Below are 1,045 nucleotides of genomic sequence, written 5' to 3' on the forward strand. Positions count from 1 at the left end.
TTACGTGGACCTGTTCCATAGCGTTCCGCGTCCCTATCTTCCTTATAAGGTAAAAAATAAGCTGCTGCAATATAGAGAGCAATTAGAAGGAGGAAGGATTTGCCTAAGAGGAGACCTGCAATATAGTTAAATGAAACAAAAACAGTACATTTATGATATAATGTATTTATGGCATATTCATTAGATTTTCGTAAAAAAGTTCTCGCATACTGTGAGAAAACCGGCAGTATTACTGAAGCATCAGCTATTTTCCAAGTTTCACGTAACACTATCTATCAATGGCTAAAATTAAAAGAGAAAACCGGCGAGCTTCATCACCAAGTTAAAGGAACCAAGCCAAGAAAAGTGGATAGAGATAAATTAAAGAATTATCTTGAAACTCATCCAGATGCTTATTTGACTGAAATAGCTTCTGAATTTGACTGTCATCCAACAGCTATTCATTACCCCCTCAAAGCTATGGGATATACTCGAAAAAAAAGAGCTGTACCTACTATGAACAAGACCCTGAAAAAGTAGAACTGTTCCTTAAAGAATTGAATAACTTAAGCCACTTGACTCCTGTTTATATTGACGAGACAGGGTTTGAGACATATTTTCATCGAAAATATGGTCGCTCTTTGAAAGGTCAGTTGATAAAAGGTAAGGTCTCTGGAAGAAGATACCAGCGGATATCTTTAGTAGCAGGTCTCATAAATGGTGCGCTTATAGCCCCGATGACATACAAAGATACTATGACGAGTGGCTTTTTCGAAGCTTGGTTCAAAACATTCTTACTACCCACTTTAGGTAAACCATCTGTTATCATTATGGACAATGCAAAGTTTCATAGGATGAGTAAGCTAAAAGATTTATGCGAGGAGCAGGGACATAGACTTTTACCACTTCCTCCTTACTCACCGGAATATAATCCCATTGAGAAAATATGGGCTCACATCAAAAAACACCTCAGAAGAGTATTGCCAAATTGCGATACTTTTCTTGAGGCACTTTCGTCCTGCTCTTGTTTCAGTTGACTATACAATCACAGAAAGAATGGAAGCTT

At 37.5% G+C, this 1,045-nt stretch carries 1 protein-coding gene; it reads left to right on the forward strand.

Annotated elements, in window-relative coordinates; all coding sequences use genetic code 11:
• The first annotated feature begins 168 nt into the window (after nt 1-168).
• Nucleotides 169-1,016, forward strand: a protein-coding gene (locus C1G53_RS03795; RefSeq protein ID WP_087892711.1) for an IS630 family transposase whose coding sequence is annotated in 2 segments (ribosomal slippage) — nt 169-472 and nt 472-1,016 — 849 coding nt in all. Because the reading frame shifts where the segments join, the coding sequence is not laid out codon by codon here.
• Nucleotides 1,017-1,045: the final 29 nt, after the last annotated feature.

Origin of the sequence: Streptococcus suis, assembly GCF_002960445.1 — a bacterium.
In the GTDB taxonomy this organism is placed as follows: domain Bacteria; phylum Bacillota; class Bacilli; order Lactobacillales; family Streptococcaceae; genus Streptococcus; species Streptococcus hyiners.